This window comes from Cystobacter fuscus DSM 2262, from assembly GCF_000335475.2.
In the GTDB taxonomy this organism is placed as follows: Bacteria; Myxococcota; Myxococcia; order Myxococcales; family Myxococcaceae; genus Cystobacter; species Cystobacter fuscus.
In genome coordinates this window covers 63,449-87,096 of sequence record NZ_ANAH02000020.1, presented here as the reverse complement: position 1 = coordinate 87,096, position 23,648 = coordinate 63,449, and the positions used below count along the sequence as shown (strand labels likewise).

The 23,648-nt window shown below is 69.8% G+C and carries 25 protein-coding genes; 10 read left to right on the top strand and 15 right to left on the bottom strand.

Going from position 1 to position 23,648, the window contains the following annotated elements:
• From D187_RS29800 to D187_RS29785, 4 genes are all read right to left on the bottom strand, one after another.
• The gene (locus D187_RS29800) at positions 1 to 1,383 is read right to left on the bottom strand and encodes a type IV pilus twitching motility protein PilT (RefSeq protein WP_002624900.1); all 1,383 of its coding nucleotides are present in this window, start codon (positions 1,381 to 1,383) and stop codon (positions 1 to 3) included.
• 148 nt (positions 1,384 to 1,531) lie between these two features.
• On the bottom strand, positions 1,532 to 1,933 hold the full coding sequence (rpsI, locus tag D187_RS29795) for a 30S ribosomal protein S9 (protein WP_020918371.1): 402 nt from the start codon (positions 1,931 to 1,933) through the stop codon (positions 1,532 to 1,534).
• A gap of 47 nt (positions 1,934 to 1,980) precedes the next feature.
• The gene (gene rplM, locus D187_RS29790; protein ID WP_002624902.1) at positions 1,981 to 2,427 is read right to left on the bottom strand and encodes a 50S ribosomal protein L13; all 447 of its coding nucleotides are present in this window, start codon (positions 2,425 to 2,427) and stop codon (positions 1,981 to 1,983) included.
• Positions 2,428 to 2,572: 145 nt separating this feature from the next.
• On the bottom strand, positions 2,573 to 4,693 hold the full coding sequence (locus D187_RS29785) for an ATP-dependent helicase (RefSeq protein WP_002624903.1): 2,121 nt from the start codon (positions 4,691 to 4,693) through the stop codon (positions 2,573 to 2,575).
• 34 nt (positions 4,694 to 4,727) lie between these two features.
• Here D187_RS29785 and D187_RS29780 point away from each other — a divergent pair, with 34 nt between their 5' ends.
• Complete coding sequence (locus D187_RS29780; RefSeq protein WP_002624904.1) at positions 4,728 to 5,348, top strand: hypothetical protein; 621 nt, start codon at positions 4,728 to 4,730, stop codon at positions 5,346 to 5,348.
• A complete protein-coding gene (locus tag D187_RS29775; RefSeq protein ID WP_002624905.1) occupies positions 5,342 to 5,833 on the top strand; it encodes a hypothetical protein in 492 nt (163 codons plus the stop codon). The genes D187_RS29780 and D187_RS29775 overlap by 7 nt, the downstream gene beginning before the upstream one ends.
• Positions 5,834 to 5,840: 7 nt before the next feature.
• Here D187_RS29775 and D187_RS29770 read toward each other — a convergent pair whose 3' ends face one another.
• From D187_RS29770 to D187_RS29760, 3 genes are all read right to left on the bottom strand, one after another.
• Complete coding sequence (locus D187_RS29770; protein ID WP_002624906.1) at positions 5,841 to 7,025, bottom strand: class I SAM-dependent rRNA methyltransferase; 1,185 nt, start codon at positions 7,023 to 7,025, stop codon at positions 5,841 to 5,843.
• A gap of 8 nt (positions 7,026 to 7,033) precedes the next feature.
• Positions 7,034 to 8,224 (bottom strand): metallopeptidase family protein, encoded by a 1,191-nt coding sequence (locus tag D187_RS29765; RefSeq protein ID WP_002624907.1) that lies wholly within the window; start codon positions 8,222 to 8,224, stop codon positions 7,034 to 7,036.
• A gap of 77 nt (positions 8,225 to 8,301) precedes the next feature.
• Positions 8,302 to 9,258: a hypothetical protein gene (locus D187_RS29760; RefSeq protein WP_002624908.1), complete on the bottom strand. Its 957-nt coding sequence runs from the start codon at positions 9,256 to 9,258 to the stop codon at positions 8,302 to 8,304.
• Between the two features lie 237 nt (positions 9,259 to 9,495).
• On the opposite strand from D187_RS29760, the gene D187_RS29755 reads away from it, so the two are divergent.
• Entirely contained in the window at positions 9,496 to 9,729 is a 234-nt protein-coding gene (locus tag D187_RS29755) for a hypothetical protein (protein WP_002624909.1), read from the top strand.
• Between the two features lie 36 nt (positions 9,730 to 9,765).
• Here the strand turns inward: D187_RS29755 and D187_RS29750 are convergent, their stop codons facing one another.
• Both D187_RS29750 and D187_RS29745 read right to left on the bottom strand, forming a co-directional pair.
• The gene (locus D187_RS29750; RefSeq protein ID WP_002624910.1) at positions 9,766 to 10,023 is read right to left on the bottom strand and encodes a hypothetical protein; all 258 of its coding nucleotides are present in this window, start codon (positions 10,021 to 10,023) and stop codon (positions 9,766 to 9,768) included.
• 178 nt (positions 10,024 to 10,201) lie between these two features.
• A complete protein-coding gene (locus tag D187_RS29745; protein ID WP_002624911.1) occupies positions 10,202 to 11,611 on the bottom strand; it encodes a TolB-like translocation protein in 1,410 nt (469 codons plus the stop codon).
• Between the two features lie 130 nt (positions 11,612 to 11,741).
• On the opposite strand from D187_RS29745, the gene D187_RS29740 reads away from it, so the two are divergent.
• On the top strand, positions 11,742 to 12,539 hold the full coding sequence (locus D187_RS29740) for a TatD family hydrolase (RefSeq protein ID WP_002624912.1): 798 nt from the start codon (positions 11,742 to 11,744) through the stop codon (positions 12,537 to 12,539).
• A 26-nt stretch (positions 12,540 to 12,565) separates the two neighbouring features.
• A complete protein-coding gene (locus D187_RS29735; RefSeq protein ID WP_002624913.1) occupies positions 12,566 to 13,432 on the top strand; it encodes a tRNA threonylcarbamoyladenosine dehydratase in 867 nt (288 codons plus the stop codon).
• Positions 13,433 to 13,444: 12 nt separating this feature from the next.
• Here D187_RS29735 and D187_RS29730 read toward each other — a convergent pair whose 3' ends face one another.
• Positions 13,445 to 14,395, bottom strand: a complete 951-nt coding sequence (locus D187_RS29730; protein WP_002624914.1) for a PD-(D/E)XK nuclease family protein — start codon at positions 14,393 to 14,395, stop codon at positions 13,445 to 13,447.
• A gap of 113 nt (positions 14,396 to 14,508) precedes the next feature.
• On the opposite strand from D187_RS29730, the gene D187_RS29725 reads away from it, so the two are divergent.
• The 3 genes from D187_RS29725 to D187_RS57200 all read left to right on the top strand — a co-directional run bounded on the left by D187_RS29725 (position 14,509) and on the right by D187_RS57200 (position 16,932).
• Entirely contained in the window at positions 14,509 to 15,318 is an 810-nt protein-coding gene (locus D187_RS29725) for an SDR family oxidoreductase (RefSeq protein WP_043432039.1), read from the top strand.
• Entirely contained in the window at positions 15,315 to 16,445 is a 1,131-nt protein-coding gene (gene mutY / locus D187_RS29720; RefSeq protein WP_002624916.1) for an A/G-specific adenine glycosylase, read from the top strand. Before D187_RS29725 ends, mutY begins: the two co-directional genes overlap by 4 nt.
• A 133-nt stretch (positions 16,446 to 16,578) precedes the next feature.
• Positions 16,579 to 16,932 carry a DUF2934 domain-containing protein gene (locus tag D187_RS57200; RefSeq protein WP_002624917.1) on the top strand — a complete coding sequence of 118 codons (354 nt, stop codon included), beginning with the start codon at positions 16,579 to 16,581 and terminating at the stop codon, positions 16,930 to 16,932.
• Between the two features lie 3 nt (positions 16,933 to 16,935).
• Here D187_RS57200 and D187_RS29710 read toward each other — a convergent pair whose 3' ends face one another.
• Entirely contained in the window at positions 16,936 to 18,027 is a 1,092-nt protein-coding gene (locus D187_RS29710) for a uroporphyrinogen decarboxylase/cobalamine-independent methonine synthase family protein (protein ID WP_002624918.1), read from the bottom strand.
• Complete coding sequence (locus tag D187_RS29705) at positions 18,024 to 18,923, bottom strand: alpha/beta fold hydrolase (RefSeq protein WP_002624919.1); 900 nt, start codon at positions 18,921 to 18,923, stop codon at positions 18,024 to 18,026. The genes D187_RS29710 and D187_RS29705 overlap by 4 nt, the downstream gene beginning before the upstream one ends.
• 66 nt (positions 18,924 to 18,989) lie before the next feature.
• Here D187_RS29705 and D187_RS29700 point away from each other — a divergent pair, with 66 nt between their 5' ends.
• Complete coding sequence (locus tag D187_RS29700) at positions 18,990 to 20,072, top strand: hypothetical protein (protein ID WP_002624920.1); 1,083 nt, start codon at positions 18,990 to 18,992, stop codon at positions 20,070 to 20,072.
• A 59-nt stretch (positions 20,073 to 20,131) separates the two neighbouring features.
• Here D187_RS29700 and D187_RS29695 read toward each other — a convergent pair whose 3' ends face one another.
• The 3 genes from D187_RS29695 to D187_RS29685 form a co-directional block, all read right to left on the bottom strand.
• On the bottom strand, positions 20,132 to 20,719 hold the full coding sequence (locus D187_RS29695) for a TetR/AcrR family transcriptional regulator (protein WP_002624921.1): 588 nt from the start codon (positions 20,717 to 20,719) through the stop codon (positions 20,132 to 20,134).
• Positions 20,719 to 21,042: a DMT family transporter gene (locus tag D187_RS29690; protein ID WP_002624922.1), complete on the bottom strand. Its 324-nt coding sequence runs from the start codon at positions 21,040 to 21,042 to the stop codon at positions 20,719 to 20,721. The genes D187_RS29695 and D187_RS29690 overlap by 1 nt, the downstream gene beginning before the upstream one ends.
• A 101-nt stretch (positions 21,043 to 21,143) precedes the next feature.
• Positions 21,144 to 21,731 carry a TetR/AcrR family transcriptional regulator gene (locus D187_RS29685; RefSeq protein WP_020918370.1) on the bottom strand — a complete coding sequence of 196 codons (588 nt, stop codon included), beginning with the start codon at positions 21,729 to 21,731 and terminating at the stop codon, positions 21,144 to 21,146.
• Positions 21,732 to 21,825: 94 nt separating this feature from the next.
• Here D187_RS29685 and D187_RS29680 point away from each other — a divergent pair, with 94 nt between their 5' ends.
• The gene (locus D187_RS29680) at positions 21,826 to 23,640 is read left to right on the top strand and encodes a flavin-containing monooxygenase (protein ID WP_002643436.1); all 1,815 of its coding nucleotides are present in this window, start codon (positions 21,826 to 21,828) and stop codon (positions 23,638 to 23,640) included.
• The last annotated feature ends 8 nt before the right edge of the window (positions 23,641 to 23,648 follow it).

Here is a 23,648-nt window from a genome sequence, read left to right as displayed (position 1 = left end):
TCAGAAGCGCTCGATCTGGAAGTCGTCGTCCGCCGCCGGGGCCGCGGGAGCGGGCGCGGGCGCGGGCGCCGGAGCGGGCCGGGCGGGCGTGCCCTGGACGGTGGGAATCGACGTCCGGGAGGCCGCGGAGGGAGCCGACGCGCGCTGCGGGGTGCCCTGGACGGCGGGAACTCCCGCGCGCGAGGCGGGCGTGGCCCGGGATGGCGTGGCGGCCGGAGCCGGAGCCGGTTGGGTGTTCTGGCCGAAGCCCGCCGTGCCCGGCACCGCACGCGCGCCGCCGCCCTCGAAGTTGTCCCACTTCGAGTCCGAGGTGGCGCTGATGCCGGAGAAGCGCAGCGCGAAGTCATCCGGGTTGGTCGCCTGGCGGTGGGCCTCCTCGTAGGTGACGAGCCCCTGCTTCACCAGCGACATGAGCGACTGATCGAAGGTCTGCATCCCGTAGCTGTCCGTGCCCTGGGAGATGGCGTCGGAGATCTCCTTGGTGCGGTCCTTGTCCTCGATCATCTCCTTCACGCGCGCGGTGCAGCGCAGCACCTCCACCGCGGCCACGCGGCCCTTGCCGTCCGCGCGTGGCACCAGACGCTGGCTCACCACCGCCTTGAGCACGCTCGCGAGCTGGATGCGCACCTGCTTCTGCTGGTAGGGCGGGAAGGCCGACACGATGCGGTTGATGGTCTCCGTGGCGTCCAGCGTGTGCAGCGTGGACATCACCAGGTGGCCCGTCTCCGCCGCCGAGAGCGCCGTTTCAATCGTCTCGTGGTCACGCATCTCGCCCACGAGGATGACGTCCGGATCCTGGCGCAGCGCGCTCTTGAGCGCCTGGGCGAAGGACATGGTGTCCACGCCCACCTCGCGCTGGTTCACGATGGAGCGCTTGTCGCGGATGAGGAACTCGATCGGATCCTCGATCGTCATGATGTGGTTCGTCTCGGTCGCGTTGATGTGATCGATCATCCCCGCGAGCGTGGTGCTCTTGCCCGAGCCCGTGGTGCCGGTGACGAGAATCAGCCCGCGCTCCTCCAGGCAGATCTTCTCCAGGATGGGCGGCAGGAGCAGATCCTTGATGGTCATCACCTTGAAGGGGATGACGCGCAACACGGCGCCCACGGTGCCGCGCTGCTGGAAGACGTTCACGCGGAAGCGCCCGAGGCCCGGAACTCCGTACGCCAGGTCCACCTCGTTGCTCTGCTTGAACTTCTCCTTCTGGAACTCGTTCATGATGCCGAAGGCCATGCGCGCGACCTCCTCGGGCGGCAGGCGCTTGCCGTCCTTGAGGGGCATCAACGAGCCGTCGACACGGAACATGGGCGGCAGGCCCGCCTTGAGGTGGATGTCGGAGGCACCGCCGCGGAGCGCAATCTGGAGGATTTCGTTGAGTTCCATGGATGTGGCCGATGCTACACGCTCGCCCACGTCCTTGAGGAGCCCCGCCCCGCTGGCTCGACTGCTCGGCCGGACGGGCCCGCAAAGACAACGGCGGAGGCCTCCGAGGAGGACCTCCGCCGTGGGGACTCCAGCGAAACCCGAGGGCTTAGCGCTTGGAGAACTGGAACCGGCGACGCGCGCCCGGCTGACCGTACTTCTTGCGCTCGACCGCGCGGGCATCACGCGTGAGGAAGCCGGCCTTCTTGAGCGGCGGACGGAAGTCCGGGTTGTAGTTGCACAGCGCGCGGGCGAGGCCGTGACGGATGGCGCCGGCCTGACCACTCAGACCTCCGCCGCGCACGTTCACCTCGATGTCGATCTTGCCCTTCTGCTCGAGCACATCCAGGGGCTGGTTGAGCACCATCTTGGAGGTCTCGCGGCCGAAGTACACGTTGATGTCGCGGCCGTTGACAGTCACAACGCCGGTGCCCGGGCGGATCCACACGCGCGCGGTGGCCTCCTTGCGGCGGCCCGTACCGTAAAAACCCTTCTCAGTGGCGGTAGCCATGTCGTCTCTTCTCTAAAGGTGCGGAAAAGTGTGGAAGGAAGGAGCTCTTACGCCTCGACCTCGCGCGCGACCGGCTGCTGGGCGGCGTGCGGGTGGGTGGTGCCGGCGTAGACCTTGAGCTTGGTCATCATCTGACGGCCCAGCGCGTTGCGCGGCAGCATGCGGCGCACGGCGTTGATGATGACGTCCTCGGGGTGGCGCGCGCGCAGCTTGGCGAGGTTGGTGCTCTTGAGGGCACCGGGGAAACCGGCACGCGGGTGCCGGTAGTACATCTTGTCCTGCTCCTTCGTGCCCGTGACCTTCACCTTCTCGGCGTTGATCACGATGACATGGTCACCCGTGTCGATCGACGGGGTGTACATCGCCTTGTGCTTGCCCTTGAGAAGGGTAGCGATCTGGCTGGCCGCGCGGCCAAGCACCTTGTCGTTCACGTCGATGACGTGCCACTGGCGCTTGATGTCCGCCGGCTTCGCGCTGTAGGTCCTCTGCGACATTGTTTGCACTCCAAAACTTGGGTGGGCGCCTCTTGGGCGCCTGAGCCTAAGCAACCGCGGGTCGACCCTGAGTACTTCCAGGGGGGCCCGGAAAGGCCGACCGTCTTAGAGGGGGGCGGGGGGCAAGTCAAGGTCGCACTGCGCTTCAGCGCACCACGCGCGCCGTTCCCGAAGCCGGGCCGCTCGCTCCCGGCGCGCCCCCCGCCGAAGACGCCGGCCGAGGGGCCCCTCCCCCGCCCGCCCCAGGTGCCTTGAAGCGCTCCTTGAGGTTGGCGAAGAAGTTCTTCTCCTCGGTGGTGGGCGGACCCTTGCGCGGTGCGTCAAGGTCCACCACCTCCACGAGGGACTCGGGGATGTCCTGCAGGAAGCGCGAGGGGGTGCGGGGCACCTCCTTGCCGCGCTTGACGCGCATGGCGGAGCGCGTGAGGTAGAGCATCTCCTTGGCCCGGGTGATGCCCACGTAGCAGAGTCGGCGCTCCTCCTCCAGGTTCTGGGCCTCGCCCTGCATGCCCTTGTGGGGCATGAGCTCCTCCTCCATGCCGATGAAGAAGACCACCCGGTACTCCAGGCCCTTGGACGCATGGAGGGTCATCAGGGTGACGGCCTTGTTGGCGCCGGGCACCTCCTCCTCTTCCTGGCGGGTGTCGAGGCTCAGCCGGTTGAGGTAGGTGAGGAGGCTCGCCTTGGGGCCCTCGCGCTTCTCGAAGGACTCGAGCGAGTTGAGGACGAAGTCGATGGACTGCAGCTTGCGCTCCGCCGCCGCCTGCGAGGTCGTCAGCGACTTGGCGTCGTCGCGGTAGCCAATCTCCTCCAGGAGCTGGCGCGACACCTGGGCGAGCTTGCCGTGCTCGTAGCTCTCGCGGTAGCGCTCGACGAGCTTGATGAACTCGGTGACCTTGGCCCCCGCGCCCGCGGGCAGGTCCTCGTAGCTCTCCGCGCGCTGCATGGCGCCCCAGAGCGTCACGCTGTCGCGCCGCGCGTGCGCCACCAACCGCTCCATGGTGACGTCGCCAATGCCCCGCGCCGGCACGTTGATGATGCGCAAGAGCGACGTCTCGTCGCGCGGGTTGGCGATGAGCTTGAAGTAGGCGACGACGTCCTTCACCTCGCGCCGATCGAAGAACTCGCTGCCCGAGAGCACCTCGTAGCGCAGGCCCTTCTCGCGCAGCATCTCCTCGACGGGCCGCGACTGGCCGTTGACCCGGTAGAGCACGGCGATCTCGTCCGGGGGAATGCCCCCGGCCACGAGCTTGGAGATCTCCTGCGCCACGTAGCGCGCCTCGTCCTCCTCCGTGGGCGCCGACACCACCTGGATGCGCGCGCCGCCCTTGCGCTCGCTCCACATCTGCTTGGCCTTGCGCTCGGGGTTCTGCGCGATGACGGCGTTGGCCGCGTCCAGCACCACCTGCGTGGAGCGGTAGTTCTGCTCGAGCCGCACTTCCTTGCCGCCCGGGAAGTACTTGTCGAAGCTCAGGATGTTGCGCACCTCGGCGCCGCGCCAGCTGTAGATGCACTGGTCGTCGTCGCCCACCGCGCACACGTTGCGCGTCTCTCCGCTCACCAGCAGCTTGAGCAGATCCAACTGCGCCTGGTTGGTGTCCTGGAACTCGTCCACCAGGATGTAGCGGAAGCGCTCGGTGTACTTCTTGCGCAAATCCTCGTGCTCGCGCAGCAGGCGCGAGGGCAGGATGAGCAAGTCATCGAAGTCCACCGAGCCCTGGGCCTTGAGCCCGAGCTGGTACGCCTCGTAGACCATGTGGGCGATGAGATCGTAGTCGTCGCCCAGGCCCTCCCCCAGGGGCTCGGGCACCTTGCCCGCGTTCTTCGCCTTGGAGATGAGGCCCAGCACCTTGCGCGCGTCGAACGTGCGATCATCGATGCGCCGCTCGCGCATGGCGCGCTTGATGATGGCCGCCTGGTCTCCCTGGTCCGCGATGGAGAACTTCTTGGGCCAGCCCAGCCGGTGGATGTCCTCGCGCAACATCTCCGCGCCAAAGGCATGGAAGGTGCAGACGAGCACGTTCTGCGCCCGGGGCCCGGCCATGTGGACCAGACGCTCCTTCATCTCCGTGGCGGCCTTGTTGGTGAAGGTCACCGCGAGGATGTTGCGGGCGAGCAGCCCGTTGGGCCGCTTGTCGAGCAGGTGGACGATGCGGTGGGTGATGACGCGGGTCTTCCCGCTACCCGCTCCGGCGAGCACCAGGAGGGGGCCCTCGGTGGTGACCACGGCTTCACGCTGCGGGGCATTGAGCTTCGAGAGGTCCATTGCGCGCGGAACGGGGATACCCTTTGATTCTCCCGTGCGCGACTATTCTCTCCTCCGCCCCCTGCTGCTGCTCGCGATCGTGTCGGGCACCGCCTGCACCAACGGTGGAAAACCGACACCCGGAGTCGCGGACGGACAGGCCGCGGACACTCCGGCCTCCTTTCCCTGCGTCCACTTCGAGGCCCTGCAGCGCTTCCTGCCCGAGACGCTGGAGGGACTGCCCCGCGCCCGGGACGCGGGCTCCACGGGGCGCTACGGCGACGTGTCCGTCAGCGAGGCCGAGCGCAGCTACTCGCGCGGAGAGGAGCGCGAGGTGAAGGTGCGCATCGTGGACACCTCGCTGGGGGACAAGCTGGGGCAGGCCATCCTCGCCGCGGCCGAGGAGGCCAGGGATCGGGAGCAGAATGATCCCACCGCCCCCATCTTCTGGAAGGACAAGGAGGCGGTGGGCTTCGTACGCTACGACGCGGCGAGCACCCTGGCCGAGGCGAGCCTGCTGGTGGGCAACCGCTATGTGGTGGCGGTGAGCAGTCGGGGTTTTCCGGGCACCGTGGAGGTGCGCCGGGTGGCGCGTGACATCGACCTCCGGGGGCTCGCCCGGTTGGACCCCTCCCCCGGTGGCGAGGACGCGCGAGGAAAGGAGCATCCGTGGTGAAGGACAATGGGTCGCGGGGAGGCGTGCCAGACGTGCTCGCGGAGTCCCGGGCACGTGAGACGGTGGCCGCGCTGGGCAAGCGCGAGTTCCTGGATCATTTCCAGCAGCTCACCCGACAGATGGCGGCGGACCCGGGCAACCCGGGCTCCTATGCCTGCGAGGGCTGCGAGCGGTGCGCCAACTGCATGTTCTGCCGCGACTGCGACAGCTGCTACCAGTGCACGCACTGCACCCGGTGCGAGCTGTGCCACAACTGCTCGCACAGCGTGGACTGCAAGCAGTGCCACCACTGCGCCTACTGCCTGCAGAGCGAGAACTGCACCAACAGCGCCTACCTGGTGCTCTGCCGCAACCTGTCCGACTGCAACTACTGCTTCGGCTGCGTGGGCCTGTCCAAGAAGGACTTCCACATCCTCAACGTCCCGTTCCCGCGCGCCGAGTACTTCAAGCAGGTGAAGCGCCTGCGCGCGGAAATGGGCCTGTAGCGGGTGCTCACAGCACGCGGAGGATGAGCACCTTGAGGTACTCGGTCTCCGTGAGGCCCCCGAGCACCGGGTGATCCAACCCCGCGCCCCGGCGCTCGAGGATCTGCACCGGCCGCTTCGCATCCGAGGCGGCCGAGAGCACCATCTCCTCGAAGTCCTCGCGCCCGAGCTTGCCCGAGCACGAGCAGGTGACGAGCAGCCCCTCGGGGCGCAGGCACTTGAGGGCGCGCAGGTTGAGCTCGTGGTAGGCGCGCAGCGCGGTGGCCAGGCCCTCGCGCCGCTTGGCGAGCCCCGGCGGATCCACCACCACCGTGTCGAAGCGCTGGCTGGATTCCGAGTAGCGGCGCAGCACGTCGAAGGCGTTGGCGTTCTCCACCGTGACGTTGGTGCGCCCGTTGCGCGCGGCGTTCTCCCGGGCACGCGCGGCGGCCCCCGCGTCCTGCTCCACCGCCACCACCGAGTCACACGAGCGGCTGAGCGCCAGCGCGAACCCGCCGTGGTAGCTGAAGAGGTCCAACGCCGCGCCCCGCGCGAGCTGGCCCGCGCGCAGGTGGTTGTCCACCTGATCCAGGAAGGCCCCCGTCTTCATGTCCCCGAGCAGGTTCACCTCGAAGAGGTTCTCCCCCTCGTGGTAGCTGAAGCGCGCCTCGCCCTCCCCGTGCAGCAGCCGCGACTCGCGCGGCAGGCCCTCGAAGTCCCGGCCGGAAGCGTCGTCGCGGCACACCACGTGCGTCGCCCCGGTGAGCTCGGCCAGGGTGCGCGCCACCCACTCCTTGCGCGCGTCCATGCCCTCGGAGAGCGTCTGCAACGACAGGCCCGCGCCATAGCGGTCCACGAAGAGCCCGGGCAACAGGTCCGCCTCGCCGTGCACCAGGCGCAGGCCGTCGCGGCCCTTGAGCGGCGCGCGCCGCGCGAGCGCCAGCTCCAGGCGGTGGCGAAAGAAGGCCTCGTCCACCTTCTCCTCGGCGGGGCCCTTGCGCGTGAGCAGCCGCAGCGCGAGCGGCGAGTGCTGGGCGTAGAAGGCCTGGCCCACGGGGTTGCCCTGCGGGTCCACCACGGACACCACCGCGCCCTTGTCCTGCGTGTCGGGCAGCTCCACCAGCTCGGTGCGGTACACCCAGGGCGAGCCCCGGCGCAGCGTCTTGGCCCCCTTGAGGCTCACGCGCACCGTGGGAAGCGAGGAGCGGGGCATGTCGCGCGTCACTCCAGGCCCCGGGCGGCCAGTTCCTGGTCGTCCTCGCCCCGGAGGTGTCCCACCTCGTGAAGCAGCGTCACCTTGATTTGTTCCCGTAGTTCCTCCCGAGTGCGCACCGCGCGGGCGAGGTTGAGTCGATAGAGCGCCACCGAACGGCAGGGCGTTTCCGTACCATCGCACGGCTCGTTCAGGGGAGGGCCGCGAAAGAGGCCGAGGATGGCGGGCGACAGGGGCGGCTCGCCCGAGAGCAGATCATCGTTCGCGGGCAGCTCCTCGGCGCGCACCGGGACTCCGGCCAGGTCCTCGCGCATGTCCTTGGGCAGCGCCGCCACCGTGCGCGCCACCTCCTCGCGGAACTCGGCCTCGGTGGGCAGGGGCGGCTCGGGGAAGTCGCGCGGAGCGAGCACGCGCGCCTTGTCGAAGTGCTCGCGCGCCTGCTTCCACTTGCCCTCGCGCTCCAGCAGCAGCCCGAGGTGGTAGTGAGCGTGCGCCCCGTGCGCCGGATCATTCAACAGGCCGGTGAAGGCCGTGCGCGCCTCGCGGAAGCGGCACAGCTCGAAGAGGGCCAGGGCCTTCTCGTAGGCGGCCTCGGGCTGGTGGGGCTCGCGCACGAGCACGAGCTGGGCACGCTGGAGCGCCTCGCCAGCCTGCCCCAGATCATTGAGCGCCATGGCCGCCACGAGCGCGAACTGGGGAAGCATCTCCGGCACCTCGTCCACCTGGGACAGTCCCCGCTCGGCGTAGAGCGCCCCCAGCTCGTCGAACTCCCGGCTGGAGGGAAGCTGGACGGCATACAGGTGGGCCGCGCCGAGCAGGGCGTCCAGGTGGCCGGGATTGAGCGCCAGCGCGCGCGCATAGGCCACCTGGGCCTCCGCGGTGCGCTCGAGGGACGCCAGCGCATTGCCCCGCGCCGCGTGGGCCGTGGCGTCGTCTGGATCCAGCGCGGAGGCCTGGGCGGCGCAGGAGAGGGCCTCGGCGTACTTGCCGCCCTCGAGGTAGCCCAGGGCCGCGTCGAGCGGCGTTCCCCCGTCCGCCTTGCAGGGAAGCAGGGGCTCGGCGAGAGAGGAAGCAGGCGCGGGAGCGGTGGGGGCCTCGGCCACGCCCGCATCGGGCACGGACAAGGGCGCCGGAGCGGACGTCCGCTGACAGGCACCGAGGAGCAGGAGACAGAGGGCGAGCGGACCGCGCCAGGACATGGGGACGCGCAGGCTACGGCATCGCCCGGACCCCGGGAAGAGGTCTGCGGCCCACACGCCCGGCCGCCCGCCCTCCCTCAAGTGGACAGCTCGGAGAGGATCTCCTGGAAGGCGGCGCGGGCGCGGGGGAGCTCCGCGGGCTTGAAGCTGATGGCGGACACCACGGGGTGCCCTCCGCCGCCGTAGCGCGAGGCGATGGCGGCCAGGTCGTGCGTGCGCGACTCGGGGCGCCAGGGGTTGGAGCCGAGCGACACCTTGGCGCGCGAGGGCCCCTGCCCCACCCACAGCGTGTAGCGGGCCTCGGGATAGAGGGCGTAGGCGATGAACTTGTTGAGGCTGTCCACCCCGTCGTCCGCGAGATCGAAGGACACCACGCCGCGCTCGTAGCGGGCCCGCGCGCGCACCAGTTCGATGTTCCGCTGGTGACGCTCGAGCAGCGGCGCGAACGGCCCGGCGATGAGCGGCGAGGCGGCGATGGCCGCGAGCGACTCGGTCTGCATCCGCTCGATGACCTGGGGGATGAGCGCCGCGTCCTTGGTGGCCTCCAGCACCGTCATGATGCGCAGGGCGGGCTCCTCCAGCGCCACCGCCATCTGGGGCGTGGGAAACTGCGCCCCATCGATGATCTCCGCCCAGTGCAGCAAGTCCTTCAGGGGCGAGGGGTCCCACCCGAAGCGCTCGCGCGCCACGTCCGCCAGGTAGACGGTGCAGCTCTTGCGGTGCGCGTCATGGAACTTGCGGCCCCCGGTGTCGGCTCGGAAGTGGGCCTCATCCCCCGGCTGCTGGAAGGCGGAGACGTGGTGGTCGAACCACCAGGTGAGCCGGGCATCCTGGCTGTAGCGGAAGTCCACGATCGCGTTTTCCTCCCCCGTGAACACCGCCGGATCGATGGCCGCCCCCCCTGCCTGATGGGACAGCCCCCGGTAGCTGAAGCGCGCGTCGGCGCGGATGCGCTCCCGGTAGAACCGGCTGAAGACCGCCGCGCTCGCGGCCCCGTCGAAGCAGTTGTCGTGGAAGAGCACCTGGACGTTCATGGGTCCGCCTTACCCCACGGACCCAGGGGGTGTGGATGAAAAGACTCGACGAAACGAGCCATTCCCATGGGATTGGTGAACGAATTTTGGAATCCCGCCCGCGGTACGAGACAACCGTTGACTCCAAACCCTTGAAATTCCGTGGGCGGCAGGCGGCCGAGGGCCTGGCACCTGGCATGCATGAAACCTTGTGGCCACCGGGGAATCAAACACGGGGCAAAGCAAGGAGGACGGAGCATGGCCAGGACGACGACCCAGAAGCGCGGCGCGGTTCAACGGCAGGGACGGCGCGTCATGCCGACGATGCGCCGCACGGCACAGCGCAAGGCGACGGCCGCGAAGCTCACGCTGGGAGACCTCATCGCGGCGGCCTACGACACGGCGGCGGGCGATGGCCTCGAGGTGCTCAAGCTCGTCACCTCGCCGCAGATGGAGCGGGTGCTGGGACGGCGCATCGTCCTGTCGCGCTGAGCCTCCCCCTCCCCAGGGCGGACCGGCGGACGCCGCTCAGGGCAGATCCGTGACGGAGAAGTACTGATGCTCGGTGGGCTCACCCGCGAGCAGCTTGCCGAAGTCCTCGGCGTTGTTGGGATGAACGAGGAAGGTCCCCGCGGGCGTCTCCAGACGCACCGGCCCGGGCTGGCCCCCTTCATCCCCCTGGGACTCCGGATTGCCCGACATGCACGTGGTCTGATGGGAGCGCGAGGCCGAGACGGTCGCGCAACCCGACAGAAGCAACAGACACAGCGCGGCATGACGTTTCATTTCAGCTTCCTCCCGGAGTGAGTGGCCGTGAAGCGGCGAAGGGGCCGCCTGCGTACGTCGGCCGGAGCCCGGAGGCAAGTTCCCGGGCCGGGAGGTTGTCCTTCAAAACACGACACCCGTGCCCTGGGGTCACCAGGACACGGGTGTCGGAGCTGGCCCACCGCGTGGAAGCGGAGAACTAGCGGGGTTGCCAGCGTGGACGGTGATCGTCGCCGCGGTTGCTCAGCACGCGCTGGTTCTCGTTGCGCCAGTCGTGGCTGATGAGCGAGCCGGCGACCGGGTTCCCCGTGGCCGGATCGATCTTCTGGATCTTGAGCTGCGAACCCGAGACGTAGGCGAGGAACTGGCCGTCCGGAGAGAAAGACGGGAGGGTGGCTTCATCGGCGAACTTCACCTCATCGCCCACCGCGGCCCCCGTGGCCGGGTCGATGCGCCGCACGAAGACGACGTTGCCCTGCTGGCCGCCGCAGTTGGCGCCACTGCACAGGTAGGCGTCGCCGGTAATGGGCTTGAAGTAGAACACGCGGACGTAGGCGACATGCGTGCCACCCGGGGCCCAGGTGTGGTTGGCAATGTACGACTTGATCTGGCCCTCGATGGTCGGGTTGCCCTCGTCACGAGGCAGCGCGATCTCGTTCGGCGTGGGAGCGGCCGCCGCGGTGTCGAGGGTGTAGAGCCCGGTCAGCGGCGCGAGGATGGTCGTCTCCTCCTGCCCCTTCGCATCGAGGTACAGCACGACGCCATTGGCCTTGTTGTGCAACGGCTGCTCAGCCGTCGTGGACGCCCCAGGCACCGAGCTGCTGGCCGTCTCACTGAGCGCCCTTCTCTGGAGGCCGAGATTATTGGCGCTGTAGACGAAGCTGGCTCCGTCGGACGCCCACGAGGGGAAGACGCCACTGCTGGTGACCGCCGCGGCGGGACCCGGGCTGGTGTAGGCCCAGATGCCCGTGGTGGAGGTCCTGCTCGTCACGGGATCCACGAAGGATCTGCTCCAGGCGATGGTATTGGACGGCTCCCACTCCATGTAACTGAAGTCCGTGGTGTTGGCCGCGTCCACCGCGCCGGTGGTGAGCGAGGTCGTCGCCTGGGCCGCCGCGAAGGGAATGCCGCGCGAGACGAGCGACACGGTGTTGTCGCCCGCGATCTCCACGAAGGCCACCGCCGTGCCCGTGGGATTCCAGCGGGGGAACTTGTTCGTGGTCGCGGGATCCTCGCTCAGCCGCGTCGGCGAGACGGGCTTGTTGAAGGGCACGACCACCGCATAGGACGGAGTCAGCGCCGGCCCCGTCCGCGGACCGACCGTCACCGCGATGTGCAGCGGCGCGCACTTGCTCTCGGCGCAGTACAGGCCCGCCATGCAGCTCGCGGTGGTGGTGCAGGCATCACCCTCCTTGACCGTCATGTCGCCCGGCGTGCCGGCGTCGCCCGGCGTGCCGGCGTCATCCGGCGGCAGGCCCGCGTCCGGCGTGGGATTCTCGGTCCCCGCGTCCCCGGGCGGAGGTACCGGGTTGTCATCTCCCGACGGACATCCTGTCACCACCAGCATCAGCGCTCCCATGAGCGCACCGACGACATATCGCTTGGCCATTTCGAGTCCTCTCAAAAACCGCTGCATGGATAGGTGCTCTTGGCGTAGTGGCCAGGTGCAACCAGCTTCGGCTTCGGAGCCGCTGTCTGCGGGTGAACGCCAGCGGGCAGATGCCGCACGGACCTTTCCGATGATTGACACCCACTGCCATCTCGACGCGTCACGTTTCGATCAGGACCGGAGCGAAGTCCTCGCCCGGGCCTGGGCCGCCGGCCTGCACGGCATCCTCGTGCCCGGAGTGGGCCCGGAGAACTGGGAGCCCCTGCGCGAGATGTCACGCGGCGAACCCCGCCTCCAGATAGGACTCGGCATCCATCCGCAGATGCTCCCGCACCTGCCCCCCGAGGAGGACGAGGTCCACCTGGAGCGCCTGGACGCACTGCTCGGGCTCGGCGGCGCCATCGCCGTGGGCGAGTGCGGGTTGGATGGGCCCTCGGCCGCGGGCGCCCCGATGGAGCGGCAGGTGGCGGTGCTGCGGCGGCACCTGGAGCTCGCGCGCAAGCACGGGCTGCCCGTGTTGATGCACTGCTTTCGCGCCCACCCCGCGCTCATCGAACTGCTCAAGCACGAGCCCCTGCCCGAGGCCGGCATCCTCATGCACAGCTACGGCGGCGGCGTGGACCTGGCGCGCTTCTACATCCAGAAGGGCTGCCACTTCTCGTTCGCGGGCCCGGTCACCTGGGCCGAGGCGCGCAAGCCCCTGGACGCCCTGCGGGTGATTCCCCCCGAGCGGCTCATGGTCGAGACGGATGCCCCGGACCAGGCCCCCACCCCCCACCGGGGGCAGCGCTCGGAGCCGGGCTACCTGCCCCGGATCATCGAGGGCATGGCGCGCGTGCTCGGCGAGCCGGTGGAGGTGCTCGCCCAGCGGACGACCGAGAACGCCCGCCGCTTCTTCCGGGAAGCCTTCCCCACCCCTTCGCTGTAGGGAGGCGGTCGCGCTATAGAGGTCCCATGGAACCGCAGCCCCCCGCCCCCGAGTCCCTTCCCGCTCCCACCGCGCCGCCCGCGGCGAATGAGCCCAAGCCCTTCAAGCTGCACCGGCGCTTCGATCGCACCGGCCGCCTGCTGGGGGACCCGGCCATGGAGCGCCTGTCCCAGGCGCGCGTGGTGGTGTTCGGACTGGGCGGCGTGGGCAGCTACGCCGCCGAGGGCATCGTGCGCAGCGGCGTGGGTCAGCTCACCCTCGTCGACTTCGACACCGTGTGCGTCACCAACTCCAACCGGCAACTGCACGCCACCGTGCGGACGGTGGGCAAGCCCAAGGCGGAGCTGATGGCCCAGCGCTGCAAGGAGATCAACCCCGACGCCGACGTGCGGCCCCTGCGCGAGTTCTACCGGGACGAGCTGGCCGATCAGCTCCTCGCCCCGGGCAGCTACGACTACGTGGTGGACGCCATCGACAACGTGAAGGCCAAGCTGCACCTGCTCCACCGCTGCGTGAGCCTGGGCATCCCCGTGGTCAGCTCCATGGGCGCCGCGGGCCGCCTGGATCCCACCGCCATCCGCGTGGAGGACCTGTGCGAGACGCACATGGATCCCTTCGCCAAGGACATCCGCAAGCTGCTCAAGCGCAAGTACGGCGTGAACACGGACCGGCCCACGGGCATCACCGCCGTCTACTCCATCGAGACGCGGCGCCAGCCGCTGTCCCTGCGCTACGACGCGGACGACGGCTTTTCCTGCGTGTGCCCCAACGACAATGACTTCCACACCTGCGAGCGCCGCACGCAGATCGACGGCAGCGTGGCCTTCGTCACCTCCGTGTTCGGCATGAACGCGGCGGGCGTGGTCGTGCGGCGGCTGTCGGTGGGCCGCTAAGCCCCCTCCGCGCTACGCCGCGCGCACCGCCGCCTCGCGTCCGCAGGGGCGGCGGAAGACGCACCGGGCGCACGTGGCGGCGTCCTCCGCCTGGGGAAAGGCGGACTCCTCCCGGGGCGTATTGGTGGCCGGGTCCGCCAGCAGCGAGCGCATGCGCGCCACGCTCTGCGTGAAGCGGGCGCGGAAGCCCTCCATGGCGTCCTGGTCCACCTGCACCTGATGCTCCAGGCCATCGTTGAGGTACACGAGCGAGGCGCGCACCTTCTCCAGCGGCACCCGGTAGCGCTGGGACACGTAGAGCGCGTAGCCCAGCACCTGCTCGTCGTAGCCCTCGCGCACCTTGCCCGTCTTCCAGTCCACCACCACCGTGAAGCCGTCCGCGTCCGTGTAGGCGAAGTCCGGAATGGCGAAGACCTTCACCCCGTCCAGCGTGAAGGAGGAGAAGTCCGCGCCCGCGTCCACCTCCAGCCACTGCCCGGGCTTGAGCGAGCGCGCCAGCGCCGGCCAGCGCGACTGGAAGAACCACGCGAGCGCCGAGCGCACCGTCTCCGCGTTCTGCTTCCAGGCCTCGTCGGGGACGGACTCCTCGTACTCGTGCTCCATCAAGCCGCTGAACGTCTTGCGGCCCTTCTGGGTCCGGTACGCCTTGCCGCGCGAGAGGCGGAACTCCTCCCGCATGCGCGCGAGCGCCCGCTCCTCCACCTTCGCCGCCTCCACCGGAAGCCCCGAGCGCCAGTTGAGCAGCGCGTCCTTGAGGGCGTCGTGCACGATGTTGCCCGCCCACGTGTAGCGGTTGCCCAGCTTCTTGAGCAGGTACAGTTCGCGCACCTCCGGCGGCGCCCCCGCTTCCCACCCGCCCCAGGAGCGGTAGTAATAGAGGTAGTACGCCCGGGAGCACTCCTGGAGTTTCTCGTGACGGCTCTTGGACCAGGAGAAGTCGTTGGTGAAGGACGCGCGCGGCATGGACGCTGGGCATCCTAGACCAAGGGCTCGTCGATCCAAGAAGAAGGACAGGCAGGCAGGCACACCCCGGCAGGTCCTTCTCCGCCTCCAGCGAGTCGTTAAGGTGCGCCCCCATGGCAACCCAGGACTTTCGAGGCAAGGTGGTCCTCATCACCGGCGCCTCCAGTGGCATCGGCCGCGCGGTGGCCCGGGTCTACGCGGCCCAGGGCGCCCACCTCGTGCTCGCCGCGCGTCGTGAGCCGGCCCTTCGAGACGCCGCGCGTGAGGCGGAAGCACTCGGCGTCCAGGCCCTCCCCGTGTGCTGCGACATCACCCGCGAGGAGGACGTGGCCCGTCTCGTGCGCGAGACGGAGGCGGCCTTCGGTGGGTTGGACATCCTCGTCAACAACGCGGGGCTCGGGCTCTACGGCCCCGTCGAGGGCTTCAGCGAGGCGCAGCTGCGCCAGGTGTTCGAGGTGAACTTCTTCGGCCTGGTGCGCGTCACCCGCGCCGCCCTGCCGCTGCTGCGCCGACGCGCGCCCGGCTCGCAGGTCATCAATGTCAGCTCCGTGCTGGGCCACCGTGGCCTGCCCCTGCTCGGCGGCTATGGCTCGTCCAAGGCGGCGGTGAACCTGCTCACCGAGTCGCTGCGCGCCGAGCTCGCCACCGAGGGCATCCGCGTGCTGCTCGTGTCGCCGGGCCTCACCGAGACGGAGTTCCGCGACGCGCGCCTCAACGCCGAGGGCTGGGCTCAGGACACCATCCCCCTGAACGCCATGAGCGCGGAGAGCGCCGCCCGGGCGCTCGTGCGGGCCAGCCGCCGGGGCAGCCGCGAGACGGTGCTCACCCTTCCCGGCCGCGTCATGGTGCTCGCCAACCGGCTCGTGCCCGGGCTCTTCGATCGCGTGGCCCGCCGCATCGCCAATCCCGCCCGGCGCCCATGAGACCCTCCCGCAAGCGCGCCCCCTCCCCCACCCCGCTCCTCATCGAGCCCACGCGCCGAGAGTCCCTGCGCTCGGGCCTGCTCGCCTGGTACGACCGGCAGAAGCGCGACCTGCCCTGGCGCCGCACGCGCGATCCGTACGCCATCTGGCTCAGCGAGGTGATGCTGCAGCAGACCCAGGTGACCACCGTCATCCCCTACTGGGAGAGATTCCTCCAGCGCTTCCCCACGGTGGAGGCGCTCGCCCGCGCGCCGCTGCCGGACGTGCTCGCCGCGTGGCGGGGGCTCGGCTACTACTCGCGCGCGCGCAACCTGCACCTGGCCGCCCAGGACGTGGTGGCGCGCCACGGCGGCAAGCTGCCCTCCACCGCCGCCGAGCTGCTCACCCTGCGAGGCTTTGGCCGCTACACCGCGGGGGCCGTGGCCTCCATCGCCTTCGGCGAGCCCGCGCCCCTGGTGGATGGCAACGTGGCCCGCGTCTTCTCGCGCCTCTTCGAGGTGGAGGGCCTCCCGGGAGATCGCGTGCGCGAGGCCCGGCTGTGGGCGCTCGCCACCGAGCTCGTCTCCCCCGAGCGGCCCGGAGACTTCAACCAGGCCCTCATGGAACACGGCGCCACCGTCTGCCGGCCCGACAACCCGCTGTGCCTCCTGTGCCCCGTGCGCGAGGACTGTCTCGCCTGGCGTCACGGTCGCGTGAACGAACTGCCACCCGCCAAGGTGCGCGCCCCGCCCAAGCGCATGACGCTCGCTCTCGCCGTCTGGGCGCACGAGGGCCGGCTCCTGCTCGCCCGGCGCGAGGAGAAGGGACTCTTCGGAGGCTTGTGGGAATTGCCCGCCGCCGAGATCGAGGCGGACACGCCCGACTCGCAGTCCGCCGACAAGCTCACCCAATCGCTCGGCACGCCCGTGCGGGTGGAGGCCGTGCTCGGCACCGTGCGCCGCCAGCTCACCCACCGCAGCCTCACCCTCCGCCTGCTGCGCGTGACGGGCTCGAAGCACCCCACGCGCGCTCCCGCCTTCCGTGAGCTGCGCTGGTGCACCCCCGAAGAAGCCTCCTCGCTCGGCATGAGCACCGCCATGCACAAGGCGCTCGAGGCCGCGCTCGACGCAGGCGTGCTCCCGGCCTGAGCCGCCCTGTCGGTTAGCGGACAAGCACGGCTTCAGCCTGTCGCATCGGTGACGATCGTTCCAGGGATCAATGTTCCGAGCACGAAGAGCTGCCAATGCTGTCGGCAGCCGTTTTTTCTACCCGAGGATTCCCATGGCACGCGCACAGGCCAAGACGAACAACTCCAACAAGTCGTCCTCCAAGAAGCCGGAGGCCCCGCCCCCCGCCGCGACGCCCATCACGAACGTGGCCCCCGCGGTGCAGGCTGCTCCCGCCAAGAAGGAGACCGTCGCGGTGCAGGCCGCTCCCGCCGCGGTGCAGGCCGCTCCCGCCGCGGTGCAGGCCGCTCCCGCCGCGGTGCAGGCCGCTCCCGCTTCGAACCGCCGCCCCAGCACGGAGCAGATCTCCCGCCGGGCCTACGAGCTGTTCCTCGCGCGCGGCGGAGAGCACGGCCACCATGACGAGGACTGGATCCAGGCCGAGCGCGAGCTGCAGCTCGGACGCTGAGGTTCAGCTCACGAGCGAGGGGCGGACCGGTGAAGGCCGGGCCGCCCTCGCGTCCAGGAGCCGGCGCCGCGCCTCCGCGAGCTGTTCGAGGACGCGTTCGGCGTCCAACTCGGTGCGCAGGGCCAGGCCGCACGCGGGTGTCAGCAACATCTGGCCGCCCATCTGCTCGAGCGAATGGCCCGGAGGCAGCGCCGCCTCGAGTGACACCTCGACCGCGTCCACCAGCTCCCCCACGTCGTAGGTGGACGCGAGATCCGTGGGGATGATGCCCAGGCTCAGCGTCGCCCCCGAGTCCAGGAAGCGCGCCAGGGGGCCCGTCTCCTCCAGCACCGCGTCCAGCGACAACCGTACGTCCAACGACAACACGTCCAGCCCCGCGTCCAGCAGGCTCGCCCAGTCCGTGTTGCCGCAGCAGTGCACCCCCACCAGCGCGCCCTCGCGCTGAAGCGCCTCCACCAGCAACCGCAGCTCATGCGAGGCCCGCTGGTGCCAGGGATCGGCGCGCGAGAAGGCAGCCCACCCCGGCTCGTCCAGGAAGAAGAGGGGCGTCGTCCCCGCGCGCCGCAGGGCCTTCACCATCGCCCGCGCGCGCGCCCGCGTCAGCCGGAAGATCGCCGTGTCCAGCCCTGGCTCCTCCAACGCCCCCCTGCCTTCGCTCGTGCGCGTCGCCAGGCTCACCGTGAAGGGACCGGCGAGCTGCGCCTTGGCGAAGGCGAGTGCGCGGCGCTCCACCTCCCCCAGGAAGGGACGCCAGGCGAGGCATGCCTCCGGCGAGGGCTCGAAGGACTCCAGCGCGCCCGAGGACAACGCCGCCTCCAGCCGCGCCTCGAAGGCCTCGCGTCCCGCGGACCATGCCGCGAGGTCCACGGTGCACCGCCCCGCCTCGTCGAACCCCAGGCCCGGCAGCCCCTCGAGCGCCTGGGGAATCATGAACTCCGCGGGTCTGCCCACCGGAAGCTGGGGCAGGAAGGGGATGTCCAACGCGAACGCGGTCCGCAGACCCGACTCGAGCTGGGTGTACGGCAGGCTTCCGATGCCCGTGGTGGCGTGGGTGGGCAGCAGCGCGAGGGCACGGCGGGCGGCCGACGCGCTCATGTCGCCGCGTCCAGGGCCACGCGGCCCGGCCCCTCGAACCAACGCTCCATCGTCTCGAGGAACAGCTCGGGACGCTCCATCATCGGGGTGTGTCCGACGTCGGGGTACTCCACGTAGGTCCAATCCGGTCGGACGCTGGCCAGCTCGCGCGAGTTGGCCACTGGCACCATCTGATCATCCGAGCCCTGCACGAGCAGGGTGGGCACACGGATGCTCCGCTCCAGCTCGCGGAAGCGCGACTTGCGCAGCAACAAGCCCACGAGCGAGCGCGCCGCCTGGAGGAAGGCCTCGTGGGACCAGGGCATCCGCGCGTGGCGCTCGCGGGCGAACTCCAGATGCGCGCGCACCAGCTCCTCGGGGAAGCGGTCCAGGTCGCGGCAGCACAGCGCGAGCTGTTCGCGGGCCAGCTCCTCCGGACTCATGCGCGCCGCGCGCCGCCGCACGAAGAACTCGCCCACGCCAGGAATCGAGTAGAGGAGGAACAGGAAGAGGACGTTGCGCTCCATTCGCGAGTCCTCCGCCCGGGGTTGCGCGGGAGCCACCAGCACGAGGCCGGAGACGCGCCCGGGATTGCGGGCCGTCTGCAGCACCGAGATGGCGCCGCCCATGGAGTTGCCCACCAGGATGACGGGCGCGGACGGAGACACCTTCTGGATGAAGCGGTCCAACAGCACCTGATTGGCCGGGAGCGCCGCCGAGCGGCCCGCCAGGGGCGTCAGACCAAAGCCCGCCAGGTCCACGGCCACCACCCGCGCGTGCCGCGCCAGCTTCGGGCCCACGTGCATCCAGTTGTGGTGCGAGCCTCCCAGTCCATGCACGAGCACCAGGGTCGGCCCGGAGCCGCCGAAGTCCATGAAGTGAACGGGACCATCGATATCGAGCGTGCGCGTCAACATGCCGCTTGCCTACCACGTTCCCTGGCGATTGCTCCCGCTCCCCCCGGCTGGTAGACCCGACGCCACATGGCCGAGTCCCCCGAGACCACCTCCGCCGCGTTGAAGCTCCTGGAGCGCGCCCGGCACCACGTGCGCACCCGTTCTCGAAGCGAGGCCTACTACCAGTCCGGGGACCGCTTCTCCGAGGTCTTCCTCGGCAGGACCTTCCAGGTGGAGCCCAACTATTACCGGGCCGTGGGCACGGACTACTCCGCCATCGACTGGCTCTACGAGGAGCTCGGACAGGGCGAGGCACTGACCCGGCGGGCCCTGGACACGGTGACGGAGCAGTTGCAGGAGATGACCCGCCCCGAGCCCGCCCGCGCCGCGCTCGGGCCGCTCCAGGCCGCGCTCCACTCCCCCTCGTGCGCCCTGCTCGACGTGTGCCGGGCCCTGCTGGGCGCCATCACCGTGCTGGGCCAGGACGCCCTCGGCGCCCGGGGTGTTCCCGCGGCGCTCGTCCAGGACTGGTTGGAGCTGTGGTCGGAGCGCGTCTGGCGGCAGAACAACCAGCAGGCGCGGCTCGCCCTCCTCATCCAGGTGATGCGCGCCGCCCCGGAGGACAGACCCGGGCGGCTGGCCGTGCTCGGGGACGACCAGGACGCGTTGAGCGCGCGGGGCACCGACTTCGGGCAGGGCGTGCACGAGTACCTGGAGCGCTACGCCGAGACGGGTGCGTCCTCCGTCGCCCTGGTGGGAGGCCTGCCCTTCGCCCGCGCGCTCACCCCGAGGGATCTGGAGAAGCTGCTCGGGGTGCTGCGCGAGGGCTCGGACTTCCTCGGGGGCGTGGCGCGCCTGCTGCGCCTGGCCCAGGACGTCCGGTTCGATCCCTCCGAGCCCATCAACTCGGGGGTGATGGGTTACGCGGCCGAGCACCGCCAACGCCTCACCGACATCGACGCCACGCGCCTGCCCCGGGAGGAGCTCGACACCCGGCTGAAGCAGGTCTGGGTGGACGACTCCGCCCGGACCCGCCGGGAACTCGACGCGGTGGTGGCCTCGCTCGGAGACGAGCCCCTGCGCCCCCTGCTCCAGGGCTTCGTCCAGAGCGTCTGGGCCGTGGCCACGCGGCTGGTCGAAGCCGGACACGACCCGCGTCCGGGGCTCTGAGCTCGCGCCCGGCGACTGGCGCCGCCGCATCCTCGGAGCTGGAGGTGGCCTCCCGCGCTCTATGCCCGCAGCAGTTCGTCCAGGCGGGCCTGGACCGTGGTGTCGACGGGCGTGCCTTCACTGAGCGCGCTCACCACCGCGCCATCCAGGACGGCGAGCACCAGTTGGGGACTGGGGGGGCGTGTACCGCCGGGCAGAGCGGCCACGATGAGTTCCGCCAGCGCCTCGTCGAGGTCCGCGCGTCCCCGGGCAAGCACCGCCGAGAAGGCCGCCCGGCGCCCGCAGGCCACCAGCAGCTCGTAGTGGGCCTGGATGGCGCCGGTACCTCCGGGCGGGAGCATCGCCTGGGTCACCCACCGGGCCAGGTCCGCCTTCTCCGGGTGGGCCCGAGCGAGCCGCGTGGTGCCGCGGACCTGCTCCACCCACTGGCGCAGCATCTCCGCGAGGGTCTCGGCGATCAGCTCCTCCAGGGAGGAGAAGTAATAGGTGACGGCGGCGAGCGGCACCTCGGCCGCGTCCGCGACGGAGCGGGCACTCACGGCCTGCAGGCCCCCCGTGCGCAGCACGTGCGTGACGCCCTCGATGAGCCGCGCCCTCCGCTGCCGCCCCCGCTCCTGGCTCGTCCCCCGTGGGCCCGGGGGGGACATCAGTGGCCGCCCCCGGACAGGGCGAGTCCGATGACACCGATGACGATGAACCCGATGGAGGCGAGCTTCACCCCGGACACCGACTCGCCGAACAGGAGGATGCCGAGCACGGCGGTCAGCGCCGCACCGATGCCCGTCCACACGGCGTAGGAGGGTCCCGCCGGCAGGGACTTCATCGCCCAGGCCAGACCCCCGAAGCTCATCGCCGCCAACACCAGGAACACCACGCTGGGCACCGGCTGGGTGAAGCCCTCGGACTTCTTGAGCGCGAGCGCCCACCCACTCTCCAGCACCCCCGAGACCATCAGAACGAACCAGGCCATGACATCCCTCGAAATGGTACGGATGTACCAGTTTTGGAGAACCCTAATGAACTGGGCTCGCCTGGGCCAGGAAATCGTGTGCCGGGGATGACAGCGGGGGATCAGCTCTCGCCTTCGTCGACGATCGCCTGGATCGCGGCCTCCAGCCAGCGGCGGGTGGAGGAGTGGCGCACCTCGGCGAGCTGTGGGAGGGGCAGCAGCCGCCAGCTCATGAGAAAGCCGCTCCAGAGGATGTTGAGCCGCGCCGCGCGCCCCTCGGCATCCGGGGGGCCCAGCCAGCGAGCCAGGGGCTCGATCGCCTTCTTGTGGAGCAGCTCGACACTCGTCGCGTGCGCCTCGGGATCGGCCGCCGAGAGGATCAGCATCATCAGCGGGCCCGGGGCATCCTGCACGCCGAGGAAGATGGACACCACGTTCTCGCCGAAGCGGCGCCTGTCTCCCTGAAGCATCGGGATGATGTCGAGCACCTGCTCCAACGTCTCCCGGTACAGCCCCTGCTTCGAGCCGAAGTAGCGGTTGACGAGCGAGGAGTTCACCCCGGCCAGCTCCGCCACCTCCCGCACTCCGGTGTTGGCGAAGCCCCGCGTGGAGAACAGCGTCTGCGCGGCGGAGATGAGGGCGGCACGCGTGCGCTCGGCGTCTCGCTGACGTGTCGACGTCTTGGGGTCGCTCGGTCGGGATGTGTACACGGCTGTTTACTTACGACAGGGGTTGCGTTATGTCCAGCGATGTAAACAGCCGATTACATCGAGAGCGGCTGTCGAGCCGAAAGGACGTGTGCGGATGACTGCGACGAAGAAGGGTGAGGTCTCTTTCTCTCCGGAGGCACTGAGGGAGAAGTACCGGCTCGAGCGCGAGAAGCGGCTGCGCCCCGACGGCAATACCCAGTACATCCCCCTGAAAGGCGTCTTCGCGGACTTCGACAAGGATCCCTATGTCGAGCCCGGCTTCACCCGTCCGGCGCTGACCGAGAAGATAGACGTCTTGATTGTCGGGGGTGGCTTTGGCGGCATGCTGGCGGGGGCGCGGCTGCGTCAGGCGGGGGTGGATTCCTTCCGCATCGTGGAGAAGGGCGGTGACTTCGGCGGCACCTGGTATTGGAACCGCTATCCGGGCGCCGCCTGCGACGTGGAGTCCTATATCTACCTGCCGCTGCTCGAAGAGACCGGCTACATGCCCAAGGAGAAGTACGCCAAGGCGCCGGAGATCTTCGCCCACTGCCAGCGCATTGGCCGGCACTTCGATCTCTACAAGGCGGCGCTGTTCCAGACCCTGGTGCAGACGATGGACTGGGACGAGGACGCCCGGCGCTGGAACATCACGACCAGCCGGGGCGACAAGCTCGCGGCGCGGTTCGTGATCATCGCCGGCGGCATCCTCCACAAGGCGAAGCTGCCCGGCATCCCGGGCATCGAGACCTTCAAGGGCCACTGCTTCCACACCAGCCGCTGGGACCATGCCTATACCGGCGGCGGCCCCACGAGCAGCATGACCCGGCTGGCGGACAAGCGCGTGGGCATCATCGGCACGGGCGCGACCTCGGTCCAGGCCATCCCCCAGCTGGGGGCCGCGGCCAAACAGTTGTATGTCTTCCAGCGCACGCCCTCGGGCGTTGGCGCACGCAACAACCAGCCGACGGACGAGGCCTGGGTGAAGACACTCAAGCCCGGCTGGCAACAGGAGCGCATCCGCAACTTCTCCGCGATCGTCTCCGGCCAGAAGATGGATGCCGACATGGTCCAGGACGGGTGGACCTACATCTTCCAGGGCACCGCCACCCAGCAGGCCCGGACCCCCGAGGAGGCCGCCGAGTTCCGCCAGCTCACGGACTTCCGCAAGATGGAGGAGATCCGCGCGCGGGTGGACGCCATCGTCAAGGATCCGGTGACGGCCGAGGCGCTCAAGCCCTACTACAACCAGATGTGCAAGCGGCCCTGCTTCCACGACGAATACCTGGACACGTTCAACCGGCCCAACGTCCAGCTCGTCGACACCGAGGGCAAGGGCGTGGAGCGGCTCACTCCCACCGGCGTGGTGGTGAAGGGCAAGGAGTACGAGGTCGACTGCCTCATCTACGCCTCGGGCTTCGAGGTCTCGCTGGATTACACCCGGATGCTGGGCTTCGACATCCGCGGGCGCGGCGGCAGATCCCTGCGAGACAGCTGGGCCGATGGTCCGGCGACGCTGCATGGCATGCACAGCCGGGGTTATCCCAACCTGATGATGTTCACCACGACCCAGAGCGGCTGGGCGATCAACTTCGTGCACATCCTCGACGAGCAGTCGCAGCACGCCGCCTACATCATCGAGCGGTGCGTCAAGCGGGGCATCGAGGTGATCGAGCCCTCGGAGCAGGCGCAGCAGCAGTGGTGGGAGACGATCCTCGGCCGGCTCGCGGCGAGCGCCTCCTTCGGCGGTGCTGAATGCACGCCCGGCTACTACAACAACGAGGGGGTCAAGATGGGCCCGAACGCGATGCGCTACGCCTCCTTCGGGGGTGACACGCTCGCGTTCATCGACGTGCTGCGCACGTGGCGCCAGGGCGAGCAACTCGCGGGCCTGGAGCTCACGCGCGGCGAGGTGTCTTCCAACCCATGAGTGCCTCC